Annotated in this window: 21 protein-coding genes; 3 read left to right on the top strand and 18 right to left on the bottom strand. The window is 39.1% G+C overall.

Features of this window, described 5'->3' with window-relative positions; genetic code table 11:
- The first annotated feature begins 84 nt into the window (after positions 1–84).
- Entirely contained in the window at positions 85–1731 is a 1647-nt protein-coding gene (locus H0U71_06380; protein MBA2654675.1) for an acetolactate synthase large subunit, read from the top strand.
- Positions 1732–1830: 99 nt separating this feature from the next.
- On the opposite strand, the gene H0U71_06375 is transcribed toward H0U71_06380, so the two are convergent.
- The 6 genes from H0U71_06375 to H0U71_06350 all read right to left on the bottom strand — a co-directional run bounded on the left by H0U71_06375 (position 1831) and on the right by H0U71_06350 (position 8765).
- Entirely contained in the window at positions 1831–2148 is a 318-nt protein-coding gene (locus tag H0U71_06375) for an Hpt domain-containing protein (protein MBA2654674.1), read from the bottom strand.
- 21 nt (positions 2149–2169) lie between these two features.
- A complete protein-coding gene (locus H0U71_06370; protein MBA2654673.1) occupies positions 2170–3012 on the bottom strand; it encodes a Ku protein in 843 nt (280 codons plus the stop codon).
- A gap of 103 nt (positions 3013–3115) precedes the next feature.
- Entirely contained in the window at positions 3116–4351 is a 1236-nt protein-coding gene (locus H0U71_06365; protein MBA2654672.1) for a sodium:proton antiporter, read from the bottom strand.
- A gap of 110 nt (positions 4352–4461) precedes the next feature.
- The gene (locus tag H0U71_06360; protein ID MBA2654671.1) at positions 4462–5436 is read right to left on the bottom strand and encodes a hypothetical protein; all 975 of its coding nucleotides are present in this window, start codon (positions 5434–5436) and stop codon (positions 4462–4464) included.
- A gap of 65 nt (positions 5437–5501) precedes the next feature.
- Positions 5502–7430 carry a hypothetical protein gene (locus H0U71_06355; protein ID MBA2654670.1) on the bottom strand — a complete coding sequence of 643 codons (1929 nt, stop codon included), beginning with the start codon at positions 7428–7430 and terminating at the stop codon, positions 5502–5504.
- 33 nt (positions 7431–7463) lie between these two features.
- Positions 7464–8765 carry an MFS transporter gene (locus H0U71_06350; GenBank protein ID MBA2654669.1) on the bottom strand — a complete coding sequence of 434 codons (1302 nt, stop codon included), beginning with the start codon at positions 8763–8765 and terminating at the stop codon, positions 7464–7466.
- A 188-nt stretch (positions 8766–8953) separates the two neighbouring features.
- Between H0U71_06350 and pepN the strand changes: the two genes are divergently transcribed.
- Positions 8954–11599, top strand: coding sequence for an aminopeptidase N (gene pepN, locus H0U71_06345; protein MBA2654668.1), 2646 nt, complete (start codon positions 8954–8956; stop codon positions 11597–11599).
- A gap of 54 nt (positions 11600–11653) precedes the next feature.
- On the opposite strand, the gene H0U71_06340 is transcribed toward pepN, so the two are convergent.
- The 5 genes from H0U71_06340 to sohB form a co-directional block, all read right to left on the bottom strand.
- Complete coding sequence (locus H0U71_06340; protein MBA2654667.1) at positions 11654–12343, bottom strand: HAD-IA family hydrolase; 690 nt, start codon at positions 12341–12343, stop codon at positions 11654–11656.
- 61 nt (positions 12344–12404) lie between these two features.
- Complete coding sequence (gene ubiG / locus H0U71_06335; protein ID MBA2654666.1) at positions 12405–13112, bottom strand: bifunctional 2-polyprenyl-6-hydroxyphenol methylase/3-demethylubiquinol 3-O-methyltransferase UbiG; 708 nt, start codon at positions 13110–13112, stop codon at positions 12405–12407.
- 22 nt (positions 13113–13134) lie between these two features.
- Complete coding sequence (locus H0U71_06330; GenBank protein MBA2654665.1) at positions 13135–13500, bottom strand: Hpt domain-containing protein; 366 nt, start codon at positions 13498–13500, stop codon at positions 13135–13137.
- 395 nt (positions 13501–13895) lie between these two features.
- Complete coding sequence (locus H0U71_06325) at positions 13896–14801, bottom strand: cation transporter (protein ID MBA2654664.1); 906 nt, start codon at positions 14799–14801, stop codon at positions 13896–13898.
- On the bottom strand, positions 14801–15832 hold the full coding sequence (gene sohB / locus H0U71_06320; protein MBA2654663.1) for a protease SohB: 1032 nt from the start codon (positions 15830–15832) through the stop codon (positions 14801–14803). Before sohB ends, H0U71_06325 begins: the two co-directional genes overlap by 1 nt.
- Positions 15833–16111: 279 nt before the next feature.
- Here sohB and H0U71_06315 point away from each other — a divergent pair, with 279 nt between their 5' ends.
- The gene (locus tag H0U71_06315; GenBank protein ID MBA2654662.1) at positions 16112–16801 is read left to right on the top strand and encodes a L,D-transpeptidase; all 690 of its coding nucleotides are present in this window, start codon (positions 16112–16114) and stop codon (positions 16799–16801) included.
- Positions 16802–16996: 195 nt separating this feature from the next.
- Here H0U71_06315 and H0U71_06310 read toward each other — a convergent pair whose 3' ends face one another.
- The 7 genes from H0U71_06310 to potA all read right to left on the bottom strand — a co-directional run bounded on the left by H0U71_06310 (position 16997) and on the right by potA (position 25122).
- Complete coding sequence (locus H0U71_06310) at positions 16997–18070, bottom strand: hypothetical protein (GenBank protein ID MBA2654661.1); 1074 nt, start codon at positions 18068–18070, stop codon at positions 16997–16999.
- Positions 18071–18281: 211 nt separating this feature from the next.
- On the bottom strand, positions 18282–19442 hold the full coding sequence (locus H0U71_06305; protein MBA2654660.1) for an F-box protein: 1161 nt from the start codon (positions 19440–19442) through the stop codon (positions 18282–18284).
- Between the two features lie 596 nt (positions 19443–20038).
- Complete coding sequence (locus H0U71_06300) at positions 20039–21196, bottom strand: Fic family protein (GenBank protein ID MBA2654659.1); 1158 nt, start codon at positions 21194–21196, stop codon at positions 20039–20041.
- 201 nt (positions 21197–21397) lie between these two features.
- A complete protein-coding gene (locus tag H0U71_06295; protein ID MBA2654658.1) occupies positions 21398–22423 on the bottom strand; it encodes a spermidine/putrescine ABC transporter substrate-binding protein in 1026 nt (341 codons plus the stop codon).
- Positions 22420–23187 carry a spermidine/putrescine ABC transporter permease PotC gene (gene potC, locus H0U71_06290; protein ID MBA2654657.1) on the bottom strand — a complete coding sequence of 256 codons (768 nt, stop codon included), beginning with the start codon at positions 23185–23187 and terminating at the stop codon, positions 22420–22422. Before potC ends, H0U71_06295 begins: the two co-directional genes overlap by 4 nt.
- Positions 23184–24038: a spermidine/putrescine ABC transporter permease PotB gene (potB, locus tag H0U71_06285; protein MBA2654656.1), complete on the bottom strand. Its 855-nt coding sequence runs from the start codon at positions 24036–24038 to the stop codon at positions 23184–23186. Before potB ends, potC begins: the two co-directional genes overlap by 4 nt.
- Positions 24031–25122, bottom strand: coding sequence for a spermidine/putrescine ABC transporter ATP-binding protein PotA (gene potA, locus H0U71_06280; protein ID MBA2654655.1), 1092 nt, complete (start codon positions 25120–25122; stop codon positions 24031–24033). Before potA ends, potB begins: the two co-directional genes overlap by 8 nt.
- Positions 25123–25296: the final 174 nt, after the last annotated feature.

Here is a 25296-nt window from a genome sequence, read left to right as displayed (position 1 = left end):
CTAAAAAACTGTCACTGAATTCATAACTAGTTCGAAATTATCAACTATTCTTTTAAAAAAGGATTTCACGTTGAGAGAATGGAAATGAATGCATCTGACTTATTTTTAAAGTGCTTGGAAGCACAAGGAGTCACCGCTATTTTTGGTGTGCCGGGAGAGGAAAATGCTGATCTCATGATGGCATTGTTAAACTCCCCCATCCAGTTCGTAACCTGCCGTCATGAACAAACCGCTTCCTTTATGGCAGACATGTTTGGACGTATAACAGGAAAACCCGGGGTCTGCTTGAGCACATTAGGACCGGGCGCCACCAATTTAATAACCGGGGTCGCGAATGCCAATATGGATAATATTCCCCTCATTGCCATCGTAGGACAAGCAACCACTAACCGATTACACAAAGAATCACACCAAAATATGGATGCGGTTTCAATGTACAAACCCGTCACTAAATGGTCCACCTCAATAAGAGAAGCAGAGGTTATACCCGAGGTAATTTATAAGGCTTTTGCTCTGGCAACCCAAGCTAAACCGGGCGCCGTGATGATTGAATTTCCTGAAGACATTGCCAAAATGGAAGTGAGTAGCTCAACTGTATTATTTTCCGATCAAGTTAACATGAAATTTGGTCATTCCATTGAAAGTATTGATCAAACTTTGCAGCTTATAGAAGCCGCTCAAAAACCCATCATTTTAATTGGACCCGGCTGCACCCAAGAAGGATGTGACGAGGAACTAGCAGAGTTCATTGAGCGCACTAGAATCTATGCGGCCACCACTTTCATGGGCAAAGGGAGTTTTACAACTGAACATCCACAATCCCTTTTCTGTGTGGGGCTAGGGGTGCGTGATATTGCCTTAGAGGCATTTCACCAAGCCGACTTGGTGATTTGTATTGGTTATCGATTAGTTGAGTGGCTGCCAGAATATTGGAATACAGGTGAATCAAAAAAAATAGTCCATATAGATGTAGGGCCTGCCGAAATCGATCAAAGATACCTCCCTACTTTACAACTCTTAGGCAGCATTAAATATATTCTCGAAGAACTTAATATGCGGTTAACGCCCAGTCAAATGAAACAAGAGAACTTATTCGCTAGCGTGCGCGAGAAAATTACCCAAGATTTAGCTTTAGAAAGCACGAGTGATTGTTTTCCTCTCAAACCCCAACGTATTCTCCACGATCTACGAGCTGTCTTAAAGGTAGATGACATACTTATTAGCGATGTGGGCGCTCACAAAATGTGGGTCGCCCGCCAATTTCCTGCTTACAAATCCAAAACCTGTTTTATTTATAATGGATTTTGTGCAATGGGGGGCGCCATCCCTGGAGCAATTATCGCTAAATGGTTAAACCCCGAGCAAACCGTCGTGGCAGTCTGTGGGGATGGTGGATTTATGATGAGCATCCAGGCATTGGTAACAGCTGTTCAATACCAGACCCCGATCATTATAATTATTTGGGAAGATGACTATTACGGCCTGGTTAAATGGAAACAAGAAGTTTTATATCAACAAGTATCGCATGTTGAACTTGTCAATCCAGACCTCGCCAGTGTGGCAAAATCATTCGGTTGTAATGCGCGCAGAATTTTACAACCCCAAGATTTCATCCCCACCCTCGAATTAGTCAAAAAAGACAATACGGGACCTTCAGTAATTGTGCTTCCCGTGGATTACAGTGAAAACATGAAGCTGACTAAACGCCTAGGAGAAATTGTTGCCCACTAAGTTTAGGGCTGATAGCTCCAAACAATGTAGCCTGGATGAAATCCAGGGATCCTGGATTCCGCTATCGCTTCATCCAGGCTACGTTATTCGTTAGGCAGCTTACTTTAGCTTTTGGTAGGCTTTACGCAGCTGAAGAATTAATGCACTCACTTTATCTTTATTTTCTGTGTTAAGTGAGGGGAGTTGCCGCAATTGTTTATCAATTTTTTTAGCAATATCTCCAATTTCTTTATAACCATACAGGCCGGCTGAGCCGCTCATATTATGAGATTGGCGATAAATTACCTGCAAATTCTCGATCACCGATTCATCAAGATATTCTTGCCAGGCCGTCTCAATCGCTTCAATTTTGTCTGGCAACTTATTGAGATAATATTCTTTCAATTCGTTAATTTGTTGTTCCATATCATCTTTCATAGATGGAACTCCTTTAAAGTATTATTTAAGAGCCTTACGTTTAGCCGTGGTTTTAACCCCGTCTTTTTTCTCCTTAGAAACTTTTTTCTTGATACTTTTTTTCAATAATTCCATGAAATCCACAATTTCTGCACTTTTACCTTCCTCTTCCTGTTTAGCCGGCATAGGAATGTGACCATGTTTTGCTTTCTTCTTAATCCATGCCATTAACGCATCACGATAATTATCATGGTATTTTTTGGGGTTCCATTTCACCGTCATCGATTCCACAAGTTTTTCAGCCATCTCAACTTCTTTGGCGGTAATTTTATACTCCTTAATACCACCCTTTGGTACATTTAAGCCGGTAGTATCCCGAAGTTCTTCAGCAAAACGTAGGATGTTTAACATTAATACATCGTCATGGGGTAATAAGGCGGCTAAATATTGACGCGTGCGAATGATTACCTTACCAATGGCAACCTCCTCCTTTTTCTTTAAGACTTCACGTAGCAATACATAACCTTTTTCGGAGCGCTGGGTGGGAACTAAGTAATAAGGCTTCTCAAAATAGGTGCAATCTAATGATTTACGATCAATAAAATCTTCTATTTCAAACGTCTGGGTATTTTCGATAGCAGCATTTTTAAAATCTTCTTCCTCTAAGATCACATAATTTTTTTTATCCACTTCATACGCTTTTACAATTTCACTCCAAGGCACATCCCTGCCTGTTTTTTCATTAACGCGTTCATAGCGAACCTTTGCTTTATTACGGCTATCAAGTAATTTAAATTGCAGATCTGTTTTTTTCGCAGCTGAATATAATTCAACTGGAATATTTATCAGACCAAAGGAGATTTGGCCTTTCCATATTGGGCGCATAGTTTCCCCCTATAACTTCTATATTAAGTATAATTCGCGCCCCAAAAATAGGTAGTTTAATTAGATTTATTTGTGAAGGTAGCTGTAGACATTTAATAAGAAATTAACTTTTAGTGAGCTGAATAAGGGGTTTAATTGTAAGTCCCTGAATTATCACTGCAAAAGCCACTACGGAGTAAGTCATTACCAGTAATAGCTCGCGGGAATCTCCTAGAGGAAGGGTGAGGGCCAGTGCCATTGCCAAACCTCCACGGAGTCCTCCCCACACTAAGATGGTAATCATGTGAGGGCAATAGGTTTTTTTTATTTTAAAAACGCTCAGCGGAATGGCTACTGTTACGTACCGTACAAACAAGACTAAGGGAATCGCTAAAAGACTTGCAAGCCAATGGGACTGCCCTTTAATAATATTTAATAAGGCAAAACCTACCAGCAAAAAGAGTACCGAATTCAATATCTCATCAATAAGCTCCCAGAATTCATCTAGCATGGTACATGCTGCTTTTGACATTGTATGATTACGCCCATAATTACCCACAACAATACCCGCAACCACCATGGCAAGTGGCCCAGAAATATCTAATGATTGCGCAAAGGTGTAACCACCTGTGGCGATGGCAATGGTCAACAGAATTTCTAATTTATGGTCATCCGTGAACTTCATTAACCAACTTCCTATTACTCCAATTATCAAGCCATAGATCACACCCCCAATGGCTTGCTGGGTAAAAAGAATAGTTACAGACATAAAGGTGACAGCTTGATGGGAAAAAGCGAGATGGTAGAGGGCCAAAAACATGACGATTCCTACCCCATCATTAAAAAGTGATTCACCCGCCACAGTCGACTCGAGTATCTTCGGAGCCTTTATTTGCTTAAAGGTCGCCAACACAGCAATAGGATCGGTAGGCGAAATCAATGCACCAAAGAGCAGGCAATAAATAAACTCTAGTGGCAGGCCAATTAAGGGTAAGAAGAAATAACTCCCTAGGGCTATAAGCAAGGCAGAGGCTATGGTGCTAAAAGTAGAGAGGATGAATATTTCCCAACGTTGCGAACGTAAGGTTTTAATATCGATAGTAAGCGCACCAGCAAACAATAAAAAGCTGAGCATGCCGTTAATTAACAGCTTACTAAAATCAATGTGGGTAATGAGTTGTATTGTAGTTTGTGGAAAAGAATAGAGACCCACATGCGTAAATATAATCAGCACTAATGAAATAAGCATCGATGCCATCATAATAGCAATGGTAGTTTGCATTTTTATAAAACGATGATTGATATAGGCAACAAAAATTGCCAAGGTCAAAATGAAACTTGCTATAGAATACAAATCCATGCATCACCAACTAATAAATGAATATTTTGATGATACATTTTTTTGTTTACAGCGTCTTCTGTAATACTACTTCACCTCAGTTGCGGGACACTCAGCACGCACTCTAAAGGTTACATCATCCTTAATTCGGAAGAATTTTGATGAATAACAATTTGCTGTTTTTCATCTAGGGATCTTACCAGGCTAAGAAGATCAAATTGCTTATTGTTCTGTAATAGATTCATAAAATCAGCATAATGACTTGGCGTTTTGAAAAATAGCTCCCCAATATGCTCGCTTAAATTCATGTCTTGCAAGTGGGAGAGCATTCTTGGAACAGTGTGAGCCTGTAGTTGTTGCCAGAAGGAAGGGTTCTTGCCTTTTTCCGGAAGTATTTCCGGTGTCAATTTTAAACTAATGCCGCAGACTAATTCAGCATCATTGGTCTCAAAGGCTGCATCACAAATTTTGACTTTATCATTGTCAAACAAATTATTGATCACCTTAGTTGACAGTATGTTTGATAAGTGATGAAACGATGTATGCAGATAAATGCGCGACATAATTGAAGGTTTAGGAACGAAATTGATTTCGTTTTGAGCTTCAGCAGAACGCCAATGTAATCTTGTTGGAATATTATAGGTAATCTGTGATCTAGCGGTGTTCGTGGGTTTCATAAGCGAACTGAATTGCTGATAACTATTACGGTAATTAACTTTATGGGGCTCTGTGTTGAGATCAATCATATTTTGAAGTGAGTTTTTGAGGAGTATTTTTTTCAACGACTCAGCACGACTATAAAGATCCGGTTGCACATTCTTAATATTGTGCTTTTTAAATGTTTTTTTGATTTTAAACCATTCACGTAATAACGAAGTTACTTTTGTGATATTTTGCAGATTTTCTACCTGACTTTTCTTTTCAAACTCATCGAGTTTTTTATTTAAATAATTGAGAAAAAAAGGAAGGTACGATTGATAGACAATATCATAGATATAGGAAATTAATTTCCCAAAATTTTGTTTAGGTAGGTACCCAGTGAAAGACGAAGAATATCCTTGTATATCTTCTGCATTCACACGGGGCCTGTTATCAGACTCAGCCATCCATTGCTTCTCCCGTTACAGAGGGGATGAATTATAAACAGATATTTGAGGGATTACAAGAAGGACTAATATACAAGTGTAGGAGCGTTAGGCGGAGGAGGAGGAGGATCACCTCTCCAGGTGTTGCTAAAGGGCGCCCAGCATCGTTGTCCAGCATTATGGCTGATCTGGTTATTCATCTTGCTGAAAGCCCTTTGCAAGCAGGCTAAATCTTCCTCAAGACCTGTGGTAGCATAGAAATTCTCCAGTCTTCCTTTCAAAAAATTCCAGGCTATAGACTGATCCTGAGATTGAGGGAGTATTTTCTGCACACTGTCCACAATGTGTTCAAGACTTAATTTAGGGAGTGTCATATAAAACAAGTTTAGAAGTTCTATCCCCGATGGCAGTTGAGGCGCGAGTGTTGCATCAGCCGCAACTAAAAATCTACCCATTAAGACGAGGTTAGGTTTCCATTTTCCCATATTAGTGATGATAGATTGGTCAATTCTTTCAGGTAAGGATGAATCATTCCAGCTTATCTTCTTTAGCGAACGCATAAAAAACTCGGTATTGTATTCAGTCGAATTCTCTGCAAACATGATTTCTAAATTTACTTTAACTACTGCGCCTATCTCTGAGGCTTGTATAAGATGTATAAAGTCATTCATTAAACACGCATCATCTAATTGACTATTAGTCCTCTTTTCCAGACTTAGTTCATCAATAAAGCGAATGAGTACTTTTCTGATTCGTTGACATTCATGTTCAAAAATGGCCGGGTAAGTAGGAGCAAAACTTTTGTAAATATCTGCGATATTCTCGGCTTGCTGGGGGTGGCAAATCAAATTCCAAAAATAGTTTTGCCCTACATCTACTGGTCGAACCGCATGAATTTTTTTCACAATCTCATCAGTCTGAGTTTTTTCCTGGCGAATGACATCATTAGTATTGATTAGCTTATTATCTAATAGCTGAAGAAATAACTGCACCTTAATCGAATAATAATGAAAATCAAGTTGTGAAACATAGTCTCGTGGGCGGAAATGTTTAAGAAACGGATTATTTGCAATTAATTGATGTATTGAGTAAAAATCTATATTTTTCGTTAGATTACCTTCACTCTGAAAATACTTTTTTACAAGTTCATGTGGATTATTTGACTGATCCGAACTCAGACTCTCATGTTGCAGTTGCAGCGTGGAAATAATTTGTTCACCTGTCAACTTTGATAATACTAAAGGACAAGGATAATTAACTAGCACTGCTAAATTGAGTAGGCTCTCAATTAATGGATCTTTACCAGCAATGGATTGTGTCACTTCATTAGGCTGAATATTTACCACAGGCACTTCAACTTTCATAGCAGCTGGGGCGGGTTTCTTAGGGTACAACTTATCTAACAAAGCAGTTACCCTAGCTATAAAACCACTAAAAATTTTCTTTGGATAGGTAATAAAATACGCTTTAGCACGTTGTTTCCAACCAAGGGATTGTCCCTTATCATGAGGAGTAGACCATTGCTTGCCCTCTGATTCTCCATTATATTTTTTTACCTTAGATGTGAGAGAATCACAATGTGTATTAAGGATAAGACGTCTCAATCTATTGGCTTTTTCAATCGCCAGTCTAAGCGGTGTCCCTGCTGCCATATCATGACTAGTGAAGCTGCCACTATAATTGGGGTTATCCTCGGTAAATTTTTCAAAAAAGACCTTCAGTTCTAGAATCTCTTCGAGCTCAGCAATCTTTGTTGCAAAGCCAGCTTTATCATTCTGGGGTATAGCTTGCTTTAATATGCCACAAACGAGAGAGAGCTCACGAGGCAAGCCCGAAGCTTGTTTTGGCATTTGTGAATAGAGGGTGTCTATATAGTAAATAATGTAGTAACTCAGCTCAGAGCGAAAAGCGCTGCTTTGCAACTGTTTCAAAAAAGAATTGTGCGATAACGTCAGTAACTGCGGTGGATTTGAAGGCTGCCCCTCTAATTCAATGATAATTTTAAGTTGCGACATTAATATTCATCCTCAACTTTATCAGCGTTCCAACTAGAGTAAAGGTTGTTCTTGAATCTTACAATGAGTTTCTTTAATGAATAAAATTAAAATGCACGATAAGAATAGTCCAATAGGTACCACTGCGAGCGCAAATTTGTAATCAGATAACGTATACACACGAACCCCGTCAATTAATGCCCCACTCCAATGCCAGTCTAAAATTTTACCCATGAAAGGCTGGAATAACACCCCCCCCAACATAATGAAAAAATTGGTGGTTGCCGTTGCAGTCCCTGAAATTTGTTCTGGATTTTTTTCACGGCTCAATGAAAACACTAAAGGATGTGAGCCACAAGTCACCCCGAACAAGAATAAAAGGGTATAGAGAAGGGGGAAAGGTAAGTTTGGAATATAAAAAGCCATCGCACTAAAAATTGTTGAAAAAATAGAGGTTACCAACAGCGGTAAACAACGTAAGCGAATTTTGTCAGACAGGGCGCCAATTAATGGGCCTGCCAATATCCAACCAAAATAAACGAAGAAAATCATCATGGCTGCTTTTTCAGAGGTCACATGGTAAGCGGTTTCTAAATAAGGAATTCCCCAAAGATCTAAAAAGGCAGAGGCAGGTAAGTATAAAAGAAGACCTACAAAGCCAATTACCCACGTTTCCTTCTTCATCAAAACATAACCTAAGCCGCGTAAAGTTTGGGCCAAGGTTAATTGATTGCCCGGAAGCTTGGCTTCTGCACGTTGAGCTTTGGGTCGATCCCGCACTACCAAAAATAAAATCACTGATAAAATAAGACCTGCAGTTAATCCCGTTGAAAGCGCACTTTTATAGCCCACTTTTTCAACAAAGGAGGCTAGATATATTTGAGAAAAAATACCTGCTGACATACCAAAGGCGGACGTCAATCCAGCCGCAGTCGCAAATCGATTGGGAGGTAACCATAGAGCGACCAATTTTAATACGGTAATATAGGCAAATGCAGAACCAAAACCTATCAGAAAACGGCCTGTTTTAGCGAGCTGCAGCGTTTCAGCGTGAATAAAAATGCTCAAACCCACCATACAGATAAGGCAAGCAGATACCAACACCTTTCTAGCTCCAAGACGATCGACAATAACCCCGACAAAAAGCTGCATAGGAGTATAGGCATTATAATAGGCTGAACTTAAGCTACCAAATTCTGTGGCTGTAATTTTAAAATGGGTAAGTAAATCCTTCTTCATGACACTCGGAGAAACGCGCAGAAAATAAGTGAGACAATAATACGAGGCACCCATAGCAAACATAAGCCAGGGAAGAAAACGTCTTTGGAAAACGCCTTGGTTGCTTACTTTGGTCATATGATTTTTTCCTGTAGCAAACTAAAGTGATTTTTATCACCAAAAAAAGTTTTTGTTATTATTCAAGGAGTTATAAAAAGCAAAATTAGTATTGGCGACCAATGTAACTAAAAATGAATCTAATTTCTAGTCCTTAGGGAGAAAATTGCTATAATCACTGCCTTATTGAAAAATGCAGGGAGACGCTGATGGCTAAAATGACTAAACCCCAAGAGACCCATCTCAAGGATTATGAACCAAGTAACTACCTCTTTGAAAATGTCTTCCTCCATTTCGATCTACATCCTGACTACACAATTGTAAAAAGTATCCTGAAGATCTACCGCAATCCAGAATCTAAGGGGGATAATAGTCTCTGTTTAAATGGAGAGGAGTTACAATTAAGGACGATTCTTCTTGAAGGTACAACGCTTCATCCCGATCAATATGAAGTGACCGCTGACAAGCTTATTATTCCGCAAGTTCCAGATCAATTTACGCTGGAAATTGAAGTGTTGATCAAACCGGCTGAAAATAAAGCGTTGAGCGGCTTATATCAGTCAAAGGGAAATTATTGCACGCAGTGCGAAGCCCAAGGCTTTCGACGCATCACTTACTTCTTAGATAGACCTGATGTACTCACTCGCTTCACTACGACTATTACCGCCGATAAAACGCGTTATCCTGTGTTGTTGTCTAATGGTAATTTGGTGGACAGTAAGGAGCTTGAAGGAAACCGACAATGGGTCATGTGGGAAGACCCTTCCCTTAAACCTTGTTACTTATTTGCGCTGGTAGCCGGAGATTATGAGTGGCTAGAAGATACTTTTGACACCCTGTCTGGGCGCACAGTGTTGCTCCGCGTCTATGTGGAAAAAGGCAACCTATCACAAAGCGACTATGCAATGGGCTCGCTTAAAAGGGCAATGCGCTGGGATGAAGAAACCTACGGCCGTGAATATGATCTAGATATCTACATGATAGTTGCAGTAAGCGACTTCAATATGGGAGCGATGGAAAACAAGGGACTAAATATTTTTAATGACCGGTATATTTTAGCAAAACCGGATACGGCTACCGATGACGACTATATCAATATTGAAAGTGTTATCGGTCACGAATACTTTCATAACTGGTCTGGAAACAGAGTAACAGTGAGCAACTGGTTTCAAATTACGTTGAAAGAAGGCCTGACTATCTTCCGTGATCAGAATTTTACCGCTGACATGACATCTCACGCAGTTAAACGCATTAAAGATGTCAATGTGATTCGCAATTTTCAATTTCCTCAAGATGCTGGCCCCATGGCCCATCCCATCCGACCAGATTCTTATATTGAGATAAACAATTTTTATACGGTTACGGTTTACAATAAAGGCGCCGAAGTCATCCGCATGATGGAAACCTTACTCGGCAAAGAAACCTTTAGAAAAGCCATGGATATTTATTTTGCCACCAACGATGGCAAGGCTGTGACCACAGAAAATTTTGTACAAGCAATGGAACAAGCTTCTGACCTTGACCTTACGCAATTTCGTCGCTGGTATACTCAAGCAGGAACCCCGCAGGTGGAAGCCACAGGAAACTATGATGAAAAAACAAAAACCTTTACGCTACATCTGAAACAATTCACCCCTCCTACGCCGGATCAAGCCCAAAAAGAGGATTATTTAATCCCCATTCGTATGGCATTACTTAGTCCCGAGGGCGAAGAATTAGCATTACATCTGGAGGGTGATGACAGCAAGGAAGGTGAAAAAGTAAAAGTTATCTCGCTTACCAAAGCGGAACAGAAATTCGTGTTCAACAATATTACTCAAAAGCCGCTGCCCTCGTTGCTGCGAAACTTTTCAGCGCCTGTCAAATTACACTATCCCTACACAGATGAAGAGCTCATTTTTTTAATGTCTCATGATACAGATGGATTTAACTCGTGGGATGCAGGTCAACAGTTGGCTGCAAAACTTATTATTAAGTTGGTAAATAAATACCAACCTGATCAAGAATTACAAATTGGTGATGAATTTACCGAGGCGTTCAGCACTATTCTCAATAATTCAAAATTAGATAAACTTCTTATGGCAGAAATGCTGAGTTTTCCTGCGGAAACATACCTGTTGGAGTTGATGGATAGTGCGGATATCACCGCCATCTATTGTGTTCGCAAAAATTTGAGAAAACATTTAGCGACCCAACTTAAAAAAGATTTTTTACGTCTTTATCATGAAAATAATATTTCCCAGTTTAGTTTAGACAAAGAAGCGATGGGGCAACGACGCATTAAAAACCTTAGTCTTTCCTATTTAATGTTATTAGAGGAAAAAGAAATTCTTGCCATGGCTATGAAACAATTTCATACCTCCAATAATCTTACCGATACCATTGGGGCTTTATCAGCCTTGACTAACATCGATTCTAAGGAGCGTGAAGAGGCCTTTAATGAATTTTATGATCAATGGCAAAAAGAGCCCTTGGTGGTCGACAAATGGTTTTCTCTGCAAGCCATATCAACATTACCGCATACCTTTGAAACAGTTAAAGCGCTTATGTCACACTCCAGTTTTGACTTAAAAAATCCTAACAAAACAAGGGCGTTGATTGGTGCATTTACAAATTATAATCATCTCCGGTTCCACGACAAAAGTGGTGAACCATATGCTTTTTTAGCGGATCTTGTGATGAGTATTGATTCATTTAATCCACAACTTGCAGCGAGATTAATTGAACCCTTAATTCGTTGGCGCAAATATGACAAAGATCGCCAAGCACTGATGAGAGAAGAGCTTACACGTATATCTAACGTGCCAAAATTATCGAATGATGTTTACGAAATTGTAACCAAAAGTTTGGTCTAAGGATTTATTTATATGGGAAGGTTGTAAGATAGATATCATCTACAACCTACCCCATTAATTGCACTCGGCGAATGAAAGCTGTTTATTTAGCCAACAAACAATATCTTTAGGATGATCGATATAATAATCAGCGTGCCAGTATTCCGGTGAGCAATCATTACGTAAATACCCATATAACGCCGCGATGGATCGCATTCCTGCATATTTAGCTGCCTCTATATCACGCTCAGCATCACCAATATAAACGCATTCACTTGGTAACGATTGGGTCTTTTCACAGGCAAGCAAGAGTGAATCAGGGTGAGGTTTAGGACGAAGCGCTGCATCCGCTCCAATTATACAAGCGCAGCGATCTGTTAGCTCTAAGTCTGACATTAATACCTGGGTGAGTTGACTCGGTTTATTGGTCACGACGCCCCAGGCAATGCCTTGTTCGTCGAGATGATTCAACACTATGTCCATACCGGGGAAAAGCGTAGTACTAACACTAATATGCTGCTGATAATACTTTAAAAAGATGTTTTTGAAGTTATCAAACTGGGGATGTTCTTCGTTGACCTGCATACCTAGCGCCAGCAATGCCCGGCTACCATCAGAAGCTACCTCTCTTACTTTCTCGTAAGAAACTGGCGAGAGTCCTTCTTGCTCTAAGAGTTTATTTAATGCGTAGGCCAAGTCAGGGGCTGTATCCAGTAAGGTGCCATCAAGATCGAATAAAACGGTTTTTATTTTGGGGAAAGTCATCTAACTCACTATTAAAAAGGATAACGAGAAATTATGCCTGACTTATGTTTATCTATCAACTTCATCCCTTGTAGCAATGCACTAAGTAGTTGACGGAAACGTCATCTGTCAATGAGTAGGTTTTGAAAATGGGATGATAATGCATACCCGACATGTGGGCCAACTGTAGGTCAGCTTGGTGCAGCATCTCGGCCATTTCTATAGGACGGATGAATTTTTCGTATTGATGCGTTCCCTTGGGTAAGAGTTTAAGTAAGTACTCCGCACCGAGGATCGCATATAAATACGCTTTCGGGTTTCGATTAATAGTGGAGAGGAAAAGATGGCCTTTGGGCTTCAGTAATGTTGCACAAGCCTGAATAATGGAATCAGGGCTCGGGACATGCTCTAAAAGTTCCATGCACGTGATTATATCGAATTGAGCGGGAAATTCCTCAGCATAATCTTCTGCAGAAGCCACCTGGTAGGTGACAGAGACATTTTGGTCCTGGGAATGCAAGGTCGCAACTTTAATAGCGTCTTCGGAAAGATCAATTCCCGTAACTTTACCGCCCTCTTTGGCTAAACTTTCAGATAAAATTCCCCCTCCACAGCCAATATCCAAAATAGCCATATTACTGAGAGGGGTATATTTTTTGATAAATTCAAATCGTAGAGGATTAATATCATGCAATGGTTTGGAGCTTCCAAATGGATTCCACCAATCTTCAGCTAACAATGAAAATTTTGCTATCTCAGCGGGGTCTACATTATTGCTAAATATTGCCATGATGCCTCATATATAATAAGAACTACGCGAAACTAACCATCTTATAAGAAGCCATAACGTTATTCACTTCTTCATCGAATTCATGTAAGGCGTCTTCAAATTGTTGAGTTTGTTTTTCTCTTGCAGCAAATTCCATGTTGGACAGTATAGATTTCAATCGTGTCACCCCACAATAGCATGATGCGCCGTGAAGCCTATGAACCTGATTAAGCAATTCACCGTATTGCTTTTCGAGATGGGCAGCATGAATAGCCTCACTCGATCTAGGTAAATCTGCTATGTACATTTCCAATAAATCTTTGGCTAATTTTTTATCACCACCAGCCAATGTAATACTCAATTGCCAATCAATAGAAAGAGGGTGATCAACTACATTTTCATTATTCATAGTATATTCCTTTAAATAAAATCATCCGTGTTTGTGAACAGTCAAAAAATGACCCCCGCAATTATCTTATTAATTATATTGATTAGCAAATTCTTAGTTGGTGAAGCTCTAATTTATGGCTCGTGGGTCCAGTCAGCGTCGTGCCAGGTACTTCCATGTTGTCTGGGACATATTTCCCACGAGGCAGCGTGTACTATTTTAAAAACCCTCACCCCAACCCTCTCCCGCGATTTAGCTTGGCAGAATTTAAGATAGTCATTTACGCGGTAGAGGGAGAAACGCGCACAGAGAGTTTTCATAGCATGCATCCCTATTTCTCCCTCTACCGCGTAAATGACTATCCTAAAATTCTCTTAAGTGCATTCGCGGGAGAGGGTTGGGGTGAGGGCCCCACTCTAAATCGGGCGTGAAGGCATATGATAAATTACGTGAGTATGTGTTTCGGGTTGCAAGGTGACATGCTCAATTTTGTATTCTTTGATTAGCATTGATCGAAGAGTATGCAGAATATCATTCCACTGATGAAACTCATCAATTTCCACATGGGCAGTTAAAACGATAACCCCCGAGGATAAGGTCCAAATATGTAAATCGTGAACCGATCTTACCTTGTCAATACTCGCCATGGCCTTGCCTATAGTATTGATATCTAAATGTAGTGGAACGCCTTCCATGAGTATTACTAGCGATTCTTTGAGTAAGCGAAAACTTGAAACCACAATTAAGACCGAGATAAAAATGGATAAAATAGGATCTATTGGAGTCCAATGGGTAAAATAAATCACGGCTCCAGAAATGAGTGCAGCAACAGATCCTAGTAAATCCCCCATGACATGGAGCACCGCTGCTCTCACATTGAGACTCTGTTCTCCATGGGTTAATATCCAGGCGATGCCTATATTGACAACAACACCCAAAAAAGCGACTAGCATCACCACCCCACCCGAGACGGGCTGCGGAGCATGAAGTCTTTGTATGGCTTCAACCACCACAAAAATGGCTACCGCTAGTACGAGTAAACTACTTGCCCATGCGCCTAGAATTTCTGCTCTGCCTAAACCATAGGAATGTTGCGTTGAAGGCGGTTTCTTCGCCACCCATGCTGCAAACGCAGCAAGTGCCAAAGCCAGCGCATCGGAAAACATATGGCCGGCATCACTGAGTAGGGCGAGAGATTGAGACCACCAACCTGCAACACCTTCAATGCCTGCGAAGACAAAGGCAAGTATCATAGAAATAATCAGCACATTTTGAGTGAGATTATGTTTATGGTCGCCGTGATCGTGCGAATGGCTATGCATTAGTAGAACAACTCAAACTTCTGAGTCGGCCCTAAAAATTCATCGGAAGCTTTTTTTAATGAAAGCGAGAACTTATCGGCAAACGATTTTTTGGGCTCGTAATGCACTTCATAGATATCTTTATCGAAACTTGACTTCAGCAAGTAATCATCGCTGGTCATCAATTCGTCGATGAGTTGTAAATTTAGCGCCTGTACACCGTGCCAATGTTCTCCCGTTGCAATTTCATCAATGTTGATATTAGGCCGATTTTCTATAATAAATTCTTTGAATATTTCATGAACATTATTGACATCTTCTTGCACTTTTTCGCGGCCTTTTTCCGTGTTTTCACCAAACATGCTCAGGGTACGTTTATAAGCTCCCGCCGTGATTTGCTCAAAATCAATATTATTTTTTTTCAACAAACGATGGAAATTCGGTAACTGGGCAACGACGCCTATTGATCCGATGATAGAGTATGGAGCAGCTAAAATTTTGTTAGCTACGCAGGCCATCATATAGCCCCCACTAGCCGCTACCTTATCGACCGCTATAGTTAAAAATATATTTCTATCACGCAATCTCTTTAATTGTGAAGCGGCAAGGCCATAACAAGGAACAATTCCGCCAGGGCTTTCAAGCCTTACCACTACTTCATCACTCGGATTTGCGACGGTCAAAATAGCTGTCACTTCTTCACGTAAAGAGGTAGTTGCGGAAGCTTTTATATCCCCATTGAAATCCAACACAAAAACTCTTTTACGTGTATGGGGTTGTTTTTTAGCGGCTTTATTTTTTTTCTTGTCAGTTTTCGCTATCTGCTTTAGTTCATTCTTATTTAAGATTTGGTCATTTAAGGTGTCCTTATAATCCTCAAACCGCTTATTGAGTTTCTTGATCTTGAGTTTTTCTTTTGCTGATTTGCCCTTTGAAGCAGCAGCAATGATAAAGGAAATTAGCACAATGAGGGCCAGCACCAGCGTGGCTACTTTAGCTAAAAAAAGGCCATATTCGGCAAAAAAATGTAACACTTTTATCTCCTCGTCCATACAAAGGCTAGAAATTTTATCAAAAAATAAGCAAAAGAGTTTAACATTTTTTATAACTATTCAGCACTAATTTAGAACGTGGCAACAACGTCCATATTTAGTTGAACAGCTAGCATTTTTGTAATAAATGCCTTAAACAAGAGTTGCAAATATAGCTAATTTTGTATTTACTCGCACCCAAAGTGATTAGTTGGCTAGGACGTCCCCTTTTAGGTGCGAGTAGTTACCTAATTTCTTTTATTTTAAATCTGACGCTATGCCTAAATTAACGAGATAAGAATGTATAAAGCAATAACAATAATAATATTCAGCACGTTGTTCTCTTTTACCGCCGTCCAAGCAGAAGAATATTTTAGTACGAAATTATGTGAAACCGATCAATATGAATCTATTCAAGCCCAACGCGGAGATACATGGAATCGACTTTTTCCAGATCCCGATCAACGAAATATTGTTCAGCGTTTGAATAGGATGAATACCCGGCTTAAGTCAGGAATGTATGTAGCCGTCCCCCCCGAGCTGGAAACAATAGATATTATGGCTTTATCGCCCTTCCCTTTTACCATTTCCTCTCCCGGATCAAAGCTCATTGTTGTTGACTTAACTTTGTTGGCTTGGGGTGCTTATGATACAGAAGGTGTGCTGCTTAAATGGGGGCCCGCTTCAGGCGGTCGGGAATGGTGCTACGATATCAAGGAACCCGGTAAAACAGTGATGGGCCGCTTTCAAATCTATGACGTTCGAGGCAAAAACTGCATTTCTAAACAATTTCCCGTTGAAAAAGGTGGCGCGCCCATGCCCTATGCAATGTTTTTTCAAGGAGGTTACGCCCTGCATGGTTCTGATGAGGTCCCGGGCTACAATGCCAGCCATGGTTGTGTCCGGCTTTTCAATGAAGATGCAAAATGGCTCAATGAAGAATTTGTGGGTCAGCCTGGGAGAACTAAGGTGTTAGTCCTTCCTTATTAAGGCTACATAGGCGTAAGAGATTACGCCCTTACATCTCCCCTCTTCAAGAGGGCGAGCTTACTCTTCCTTTGTCGCGTCTCATCCTGAGAAAATGTAGTACTTCTTGTATTCGCTTCATCAAATTTTTGACTTTAAATTTGTGCAGAGAGAGATTTCATCCTTGAACTCAACGTCATAATGACATTTACCATCTTATTAAACATCGTAGTATTGAGCTTCTCCTGGGGAGTCTGAATTATTATTATTGATATTATTATTGTTGTTGTTATTCTCACCGCGATTATTAGGAGTTGAAAGAATGCCAAACATGCCAAGTTGTTGTGCTGGGCTAGATGCGGCTTCATAATATATCTTGTCATGCTCATGTTGCATAATTTTCACATAGTCCGGATTTGACAGCTTATCCAGGAAGTCTGCTTTCGAGCTTCCACCACAAATACGTTCAAAATTTATAGCAATACAATAATCGTCACACGTTTCTTTGACATATGTTTTCAACCTGTCAAAAGACTTAAATGCTAAAAAAGTATAGTCTTGTTCCGAAGTATCGCTGGCGAAATCTTTAAACTTGATTGCAACTTCAGCAACGGGTGTGGGGCATTTATTTGTGTTTAACAGTAAACGTAATCGCCACTCATCTTTTTCTTTTTCTTCTTCTTTTTCATAATGATTAATAGTCCAGACAATGGATTGAGGATTACTATTTGACATTCTTATCAAAGAAGTTGCAGTTTTTTCGGGCTTTAGCAATACGTCAGTTTCGTCTTTGGAGGCGAAATGCATCAATCCTTCGTTAATAATTTGAATATAACCAGGAGTACTGAGGGTGGTTGTCATCATAGATAAATGTTCGATTAAACGGGAAACTAGATTCCGGGTCTTTGTTGATGAGGCATCTTTAAATTTGACCACCATTTTTTCTTTGGGTTGAACGTTCAGATAGTGTTGGCATAAATCATTAAGATTTAAGTCGACATTATTCATTATGTTGGTGAGTCTAAGACTTCTAAAAAAAAGGAATTGGATAAAGGACTCAAATTTGTCTTTACATCCTTGGTATTTATTTTTATCAATCTCCTCTTCACCCTCAAAAATATTATTACAAATAAAATCAATCAGTTTATTTATATCAGATTTATCTGCATCGCTAAAATTATTTAATCTATTAAGCTTAGTGTCCGCCATTTGACGGAATAAATTAAAGCCTGTGGAATCCTGTTTCCGCAAAAAATCACGCTCTAGATTTGAATAAAATTCTTTAAATAGCATTGCTCTTACCTTTGTTAAATTAATGCACAATCATACTTAAAAAAGCTTATCAAATTATTAAGGGTGCCTCATTAAAGGAAAAATGAAAAGAAAACTGCTCACATACCCCTGTATACTGCGCTTTTTCATTCTCATTTTCCTTTAAATTCAGCGCAAAACTGAACGTTCGAGCAAAATTCAAAAATTAGTGCTGAATAGTTACAAAAAATTTTTATATAACTCTGAGAAGTGGTACTTCATCTTCTGATAGGGTTTCCGCATAAGAACTTCGCTGCAAAAAGAAATTAGAGAATGACTGTATGCCTGTCTTTACAGAAGTCCATGCATTGGAACCTACATTAGTAGCTTTATGAACAATGTCATCTTTAGAGCATTGCGATATCTTATTGGACAAATATTTTACAATCTCACAACTACTATTTATTGCAGCAGGCACATAATAACCCGCTACAGCTCCTATAATAGCAAGAAAACGCTCGTTTATTTCTATTTGCTGGTCACGCTTTTCTTCGAGGCAAATTAGACTTAGATCGTCACCTTCAAAACAGGGACTAACATCAATCTCTAAAGAGAAAGCAATTTTGTTTAAAATAGATAATGTCATCGGCAATATTATTGCAAAAGAAATCACATTTCTATTTTTAAAAGTTAACCAAGCCACCTTGGACATTAAACTTCGCCTTTCATCTTGATCATCTAATATATGCATATAATCCTTTTTGATTAGCTTAAAATGAAGAGCAGAATCAACATATTTTAGAATAGCGCCGCTACCAAAAGCGCCTGGCATACTAAAAAAACTTCGTTTTGCGACATATCGGTTTGTAGAAGCCACACACCTAAGTAAAGCTAACTCACGCATGTCATACTCATGACAAGTATTAACAGCTCTATCATAATCCTTTTCATCATAAAAAAAGACTGTCATACCCGTTATGAGTACCGCTAGCGTAATTAGTAAGCAGATGACATGTGGCAAAACCATGTCCCTGTTTCTTAAATAATTGGCTACTCTAACTTTAGCACTAAGAATCTCTCGTGCTTTTTCTTCATCAATTTCGATAAGAGAGTCGCCATTAGCATTCTTTAAATTTTTTAAAAGTTTTGTTAAATCACCAGCAGAAAGATTCCGTTGTTTGATCTTTTTGTGGAAATTATCTTCTATTAGTTTAGGAAAAATATTTTCTTCAGCATAAAAACCTTTAATTTGCCCGCTCCATGCGCCTTCACGATTTATCAAACGAGAAAAAGACGTACTCGCTTGCCTTAAACTTAACTTATCATTTGTCTTCAGAAGAAAAATAATCTCCAGCAATATTTCTTGCGGTAGATCCTCTATAGAAAAATAATTGTCTAATTTGTCTTTTAACATTTTTCACCTGATTCGAATAAGGAGTTATAGCTTGCCTTCAAATTTGTTTTGATAAAAAAAATTTGTGACGAACAAATAGCAGTATTGCAGTAGTCGGAAATTATACGTATGGAACTTTACACACTCTCATCTTAATAGCAAATGATACAAAAGCAAGATATACAGCCATAAATACTCAAGATATTAACAAAATTAAGCTTGTTTTAAGGTGAATTTAGATAAATCTAAATAAGAGCTGTAGTCGCATTTATCTCACGACAAACTTGATTATTTCTCGATAGATGAAGATTGGTCAATTTTTTTAAATTATTTAGCCAAAGAAACTGTATTTTAATTAGCGCTAAATTTGTTATTGGATAGCTTGTTTAAACGTAACTATTCAGACTAATTTTTGAATTTGACTCGAACGTTCAGTTTTGCACTGCATTTAAAGGAAAAATGAAAATGGACGTTCGCTTCTAGTGGCTGAATAGTTACGTTTAAACATGAATAATGATTTTATCTTATGCTATAAATGATTAGGTATTTTGAAGCGGATAGCTGAGATTAACCTCTGATATACAGTCAAAAAGTTTATAAGGTTTGTCCTGAAATAATTATTCAGGAGGAAATAAACCTGGCAGTAAGCGGCTTGCAAGAGTAGCTGGAAACGCTAATTTTAAAGCAGCCCTTGGTGTTGCAGAGGTCAAGATTCCTTTATCGATTAAGGACGAAGTTATGCGACGGGCATGGCGATCAGTAATATTTAATATTCCCGAAATTTCTCCTCTAGAGATTTCACCGCGATACAAAATAGCGTCCAGTATTTGAATGGATTGTGAAGGCAAATTGCCCAGGCTAACCTCCTCTTTTGCCCATACTAAAATTCTGGCTCTTAAATTATCTGGCTGCATTAATTTTTCCATAAAATTAATTTGATCAATGCAAGTTCTAAGAAAAAAATAGGTGAAATCGATAAGTGCTTCCTGGCTTAAATTGCCTCGACCATCTAGATCGTTCCTTCGACGCAGATCACAATTTGCAAGGTGAGATTTATATTCACTCACGTTTTGCGCAAGACCCCGCGCTATCGACCACAACCCACAGCTATCTAACAGTTGAAGGGTAATAGCGTAAGATTGTAAACGTGCTACTCGACCATTACCGTCCAGAAAAGGATGTATCCATAACAATCTATGATGCGCGGCCGCTAACGCTAAAACTGTTTCTGCTTTGCCTAAACGGTGGTATATATTCTCGGAATAAGAAAGGAAACGATCGACTGCTCCAGGACTAATCGCAATATGATTAGCTACTATAACATCCTGTTGACGAAGCTGACCCGGTACTACCTGGATTTTCTTTTTTGTGGTGGGATTTTCAATCCATAACAAATCCTCAGGTAATAAGCTGCAAAATTCTGTATGGATTTGTCTTATTGTAGCCTTAGAAAATAGACTCCCTTGAATACCGCCATTATCAATCCATTCCTGTACAAGGATATGAGCTTTAGCTTCTAATTGTAAATTTCTCTTTTTGATATCATTACTGTAGTGACCTTGAAGCGCTTGCTCAATAGCAATGGGGTGGATATCGTGACCTTCGATTAGATTACTGTAATAACAATTCATTCCACGAACTAAGGTTGCTAAAGATATCCTTATGGGAGAAGGCAAGCTACTTTTAAATGCGGCAGATTTAGAAGCTAACTCCATGACAAGATCAGTTAGCTTTTTGCGGTGTGGGGAGCTTTCTGCTATTAGCAAGGGCTCCATAAGCGAAGTATTTTCACCTCTATCTAACATGTCGAAATGTCCGGTTTAATGTCCGATATATCAATATTCATCCTATTGATTATAGAAGTTTTTTGTAAAAAAAATAGAGTAACTGACAAATAAATGTCCGAAGATGTCTGCTATCAATTTTATGAGAGTAGCTGAAAGCGTTAGTTATAAGCCCATACTGCATTCAATCCGCTACTCACCAATTTTTAACATATTCCAATATTGTTCGTAGATTGCATTTACTTCGCCCAAATCCAACAAAAATTGACCGCGTTGCAGGATTTTATTATCTGGATTTACAATGTAACTCTTGCGCATTTTTTCAGGCAGTAACGCTATCGCCGCCTGATTTGGAGTGGAAAAACCGGTTGCTGTGGAGATTTGTTTTGCAATTTCAGGACGCATTAAAAAATCAATGAATAATAAAGCTTCTTTAAGATGTGGCGCGTTAATGGGGATAGCAATATTATCCATCCAAATTTCAAAACCATCCGTCGGATAAATGTATACTAAGCTAGGATTTTCACTCATGGCATTAAAAATTTCTCCGTTTAATCCCATACCTATATAGACATCTTCATCGATATAAATATTCTGTTCTGCTTCGCTACTAAATAATTTTACATTTTCCCATAGTTTTTTGAGCTGTTGGTAAGCTTGTTCAATATGTTGAGGATTGGTGTCATTTATTGAATATCCCAGACGAAATAAAGCGAGGGCAAAAACTTCGCGCATATCATCAAACAAAAGTAGTTGATTTTTGAATTTGGGATTCCAGAAATCTTTCCAGGAGGTAACAGTTTGCGGGGACAAATACTTACTGTTCACTACGATAGCTGTCGTTCCCCAGAGGTAAGGAATGCTGTAAGTATTATTTGGATCGAAGTTTTGGTTCAACAAGGATTTGTTTAAGTATTTAAAGTTAGGTAATTTGTTTTTATCAAGGGCTAACAGCATTCCTTCGCGTCGCATTCTATGAACATAATAGGAACTGGGGAAAATAACATCATAGCCTAAACGTGAATTAGATTTTAACTTTGCATACAAAGTTTCATTACTATCATATTCCGTATAATTAACTTGTATATCGGTCTCGCTTTCGAATTGTTTAATTACATTCGCGGGCATGTAATCCGCCCAATTATAGACGTTCAAAATTTGCTTAGCTGATGCCACACTACTCACCAGTAAAAGCATGCAATAGAATAATATTCTCATTGTTTTTTTCTCAACATTAATTGCGAACCTAAAACAATAATTAAAGTGAAGACTAATAAGAGTGTACATAACGCATTTATTTCGGGTTTAACCCCCATGCGGACTAATGAATAAATTTTTAAGGGTAAAATTTGAAAGCTTGGCCCGGTCACAAAATAACTAATAATGACGTCATCTAATGACAAGGTGAATCCAATTAGCCATCCAGATAATATTCCTGGCCATAACAAAGGAATAATAATACGTCTAAAGATCACTGTGTCATTGGCACCGAGGTCTTTAGCGGCTTCGAAAATGTATTTATTTAAAGAAGTCATCCGAGAATAAATGATAATAGTGATAAAAGGCATACAAAATGTGATATGGGATAATAATAACGTCCAAAATCCTAGCGGGATTTGGAGCCAGGAATAAAGCATTAAAAGTGAGATGGCCATGACGATATCCGGAGACACAATCAAAATAAAAAGTAAGCCATGTAAAAATCGTTTGCCATAAAACTTATAGCGGTAAAGACTTGTTGCCGCTAAAGTTGCCATGAAACTTGCTATAGTCGCTGCTAAAATACCAATTATCAACGAGTGCCAAGCAACCACCAATAAGCTGCTATCCTGTAATAAATATCTGTACCAATCTAATGTAAAGCCATGCCACACAAGAGAACGCGATGCATTATTAAAGGAATAAATGACGACAACTACTATTGGAAGGTATAAGAATAAATAGACAGAGGTGAGATAAAAAAATTTGCTGGTTTTATTCACACTAAATCCTGCCTATTTTCACTCTTGGAATTTCGCCAGTAAATAGCTATTAAAACCGCCATAATTAATAGTAAGCAGACGCTGGTCGCAGCTCCCATCGGCCAGTTGTTGGAGGTGAGGAATTGATTTTGAATTAAGTTACCCAATAACATTGTTTTTGACCCTCCTAGCATAACGGGCACAAAGAACAGCGTCATCGCGGGCAAGAAGACCAGCATGATGCCGGCAAGGATACCTGGCATGGTTAATGGCAAAATAATACGTAAAAAAATTGTGATTTTTTTAGCGCCTAAATCACGGGCTGCATCTACGAGAGTGTGATCCAATTTTTCGATATTTGCATAAAGCGGAAGGATCATGAAAGGCAACAAATCGTAAACCAAGCCAATAAATACGGCAGTTTCAGTGTAAAGTAACTGTAAAGGGTGATGAATAATTCCGGTAATAAGTAAGAACTGATTTAATATGCCCTTTGTTTTTAGCAAGGCCATAATGGCATATGTTCGGATCAGTGAGCTGGTCCAAAAAGGAATGATGACTAGCAGCAGGAGAAGCGATCTATATTTAACCTTGGTTTGTGCGATGAGGTACGCAAACGGATAAGCGATGAGCAAACACAATAGTGTGCTGAGCCCTGCGATTTCAAAAGACTTTAAAAAAATTTTAACGTAGGCATTATTAAATAGGTGCAGGTAATTTGTAACTGTAAATGGCAATCGCAACAGCGTCATACTGTCGCGATGTAATAGACTAGCCGTAATCACCAATACTATCGGCAAAAACGCAAAAACGGTCAGCCAAATCCAGATGAGTCCTAACGAAAATCTTTTAAAGAGAGGATATTCATTCATGTGGGATAATCACCTCCCAGCCTGAAGTCCAATGTACCCATACTTTTTCGCCCACATCATACTCTAGCTTCTCATCGTCTTCATCAAAGAATTCACTTGCAGAAATTAATTTATTGCTCTTCAACCGTACAATAAGATCGACCGTACTGCCTTTATAGATAACCTGCTCCACAGAGCCCGGTAACATATCACTTGTATCCTCAATTTCGCGTTGATCCCATACTCTAATATCTTCGGGGCGCAACATGACATGTACTTCTTGATCTGTTTTTAAGTCTTTTTTATTTTGGCAGCGGAATATTTGCCCTTCGATAAGCACCTCTACCTCAGAGGGAGAGCTTTTCTCTATTTTAGTTTCAAAAATATTTGCCTCACCCACGAAACCAGCAACAAATAAATTTTTTGGTTCTTCATATACATCACGCGGCGATCCCATCTGTTCAATACGTCCCTGATTCATCACTACGATACGATCAGACATCGAAAGTGCCTCTTCTTGATCATGAGTGACAAAAATAAACGTGATTCCTAAACGCCGCTGTAATTCTTTTAGTTCGATGCGCATGTTTTTGCGCAAACTATAATCGAGGGCACTAAATGGTTCATCCAGTAGCAAGACGACTGGCTGATTAACCACCGCTCTTGCAATTGCTACCCGCTGCTGTTGGCCGCCGCTTAACTGCTGAGGTTTTCTTTCTGCAAAATTGGCTAATTTTACGACCGCGAGCGCCTCGGTGACTTTTTGTTTGATAATATCATGGGACATTTTTTGACAACGCAGACCAAACGCTACATTTTCGTAAACCGTCATATGGGGAAAAAGCGCATAACTTTGGAACACCATATTCACATGGCGAATCTCGGGCGGAGTAGTGGTTATCTCTTTATTTTGCAACCAAATAGAACCTTGGTCGGGTTCCTCAAACCCAGCTAAAAGACGAAGCAGTGTGGTTTTGCCGCATCCAGATGGTCCCAAAAGTGTGAGAAACTCACCATTTTGAATTTGAAGATTGATGTCGTTCAGCACTTGGTGATTATTAAAGTGTTTACTGACATTTCTTACTTCGATGATATTTTCATTCATCTACGTACCCTCATATACTGGGATCTCCTGGGGGAGAGCCGCTAGAACGATGGCAGAGAATAGACACAAGCTATTACAATAAGCCTCCGATACCTATGGTGTGTGGTTAAGCAAAGCGGGCAATTATGGGTTCAATTGCCAGGTTTGTCTACAGTAAATGTAGCTACTCGCACC

Source organism: Gammaproteobacteria bacterium (assembly GCA_013697705.1).
GTDB lineage: Bacteria > Pseudomonadota > Gammaproteobacteria > UBA6002 > UBA6002 > UBA6002.
This window is presented reverse-complemented; position numbering and strand designations above follow the sequence as displayed.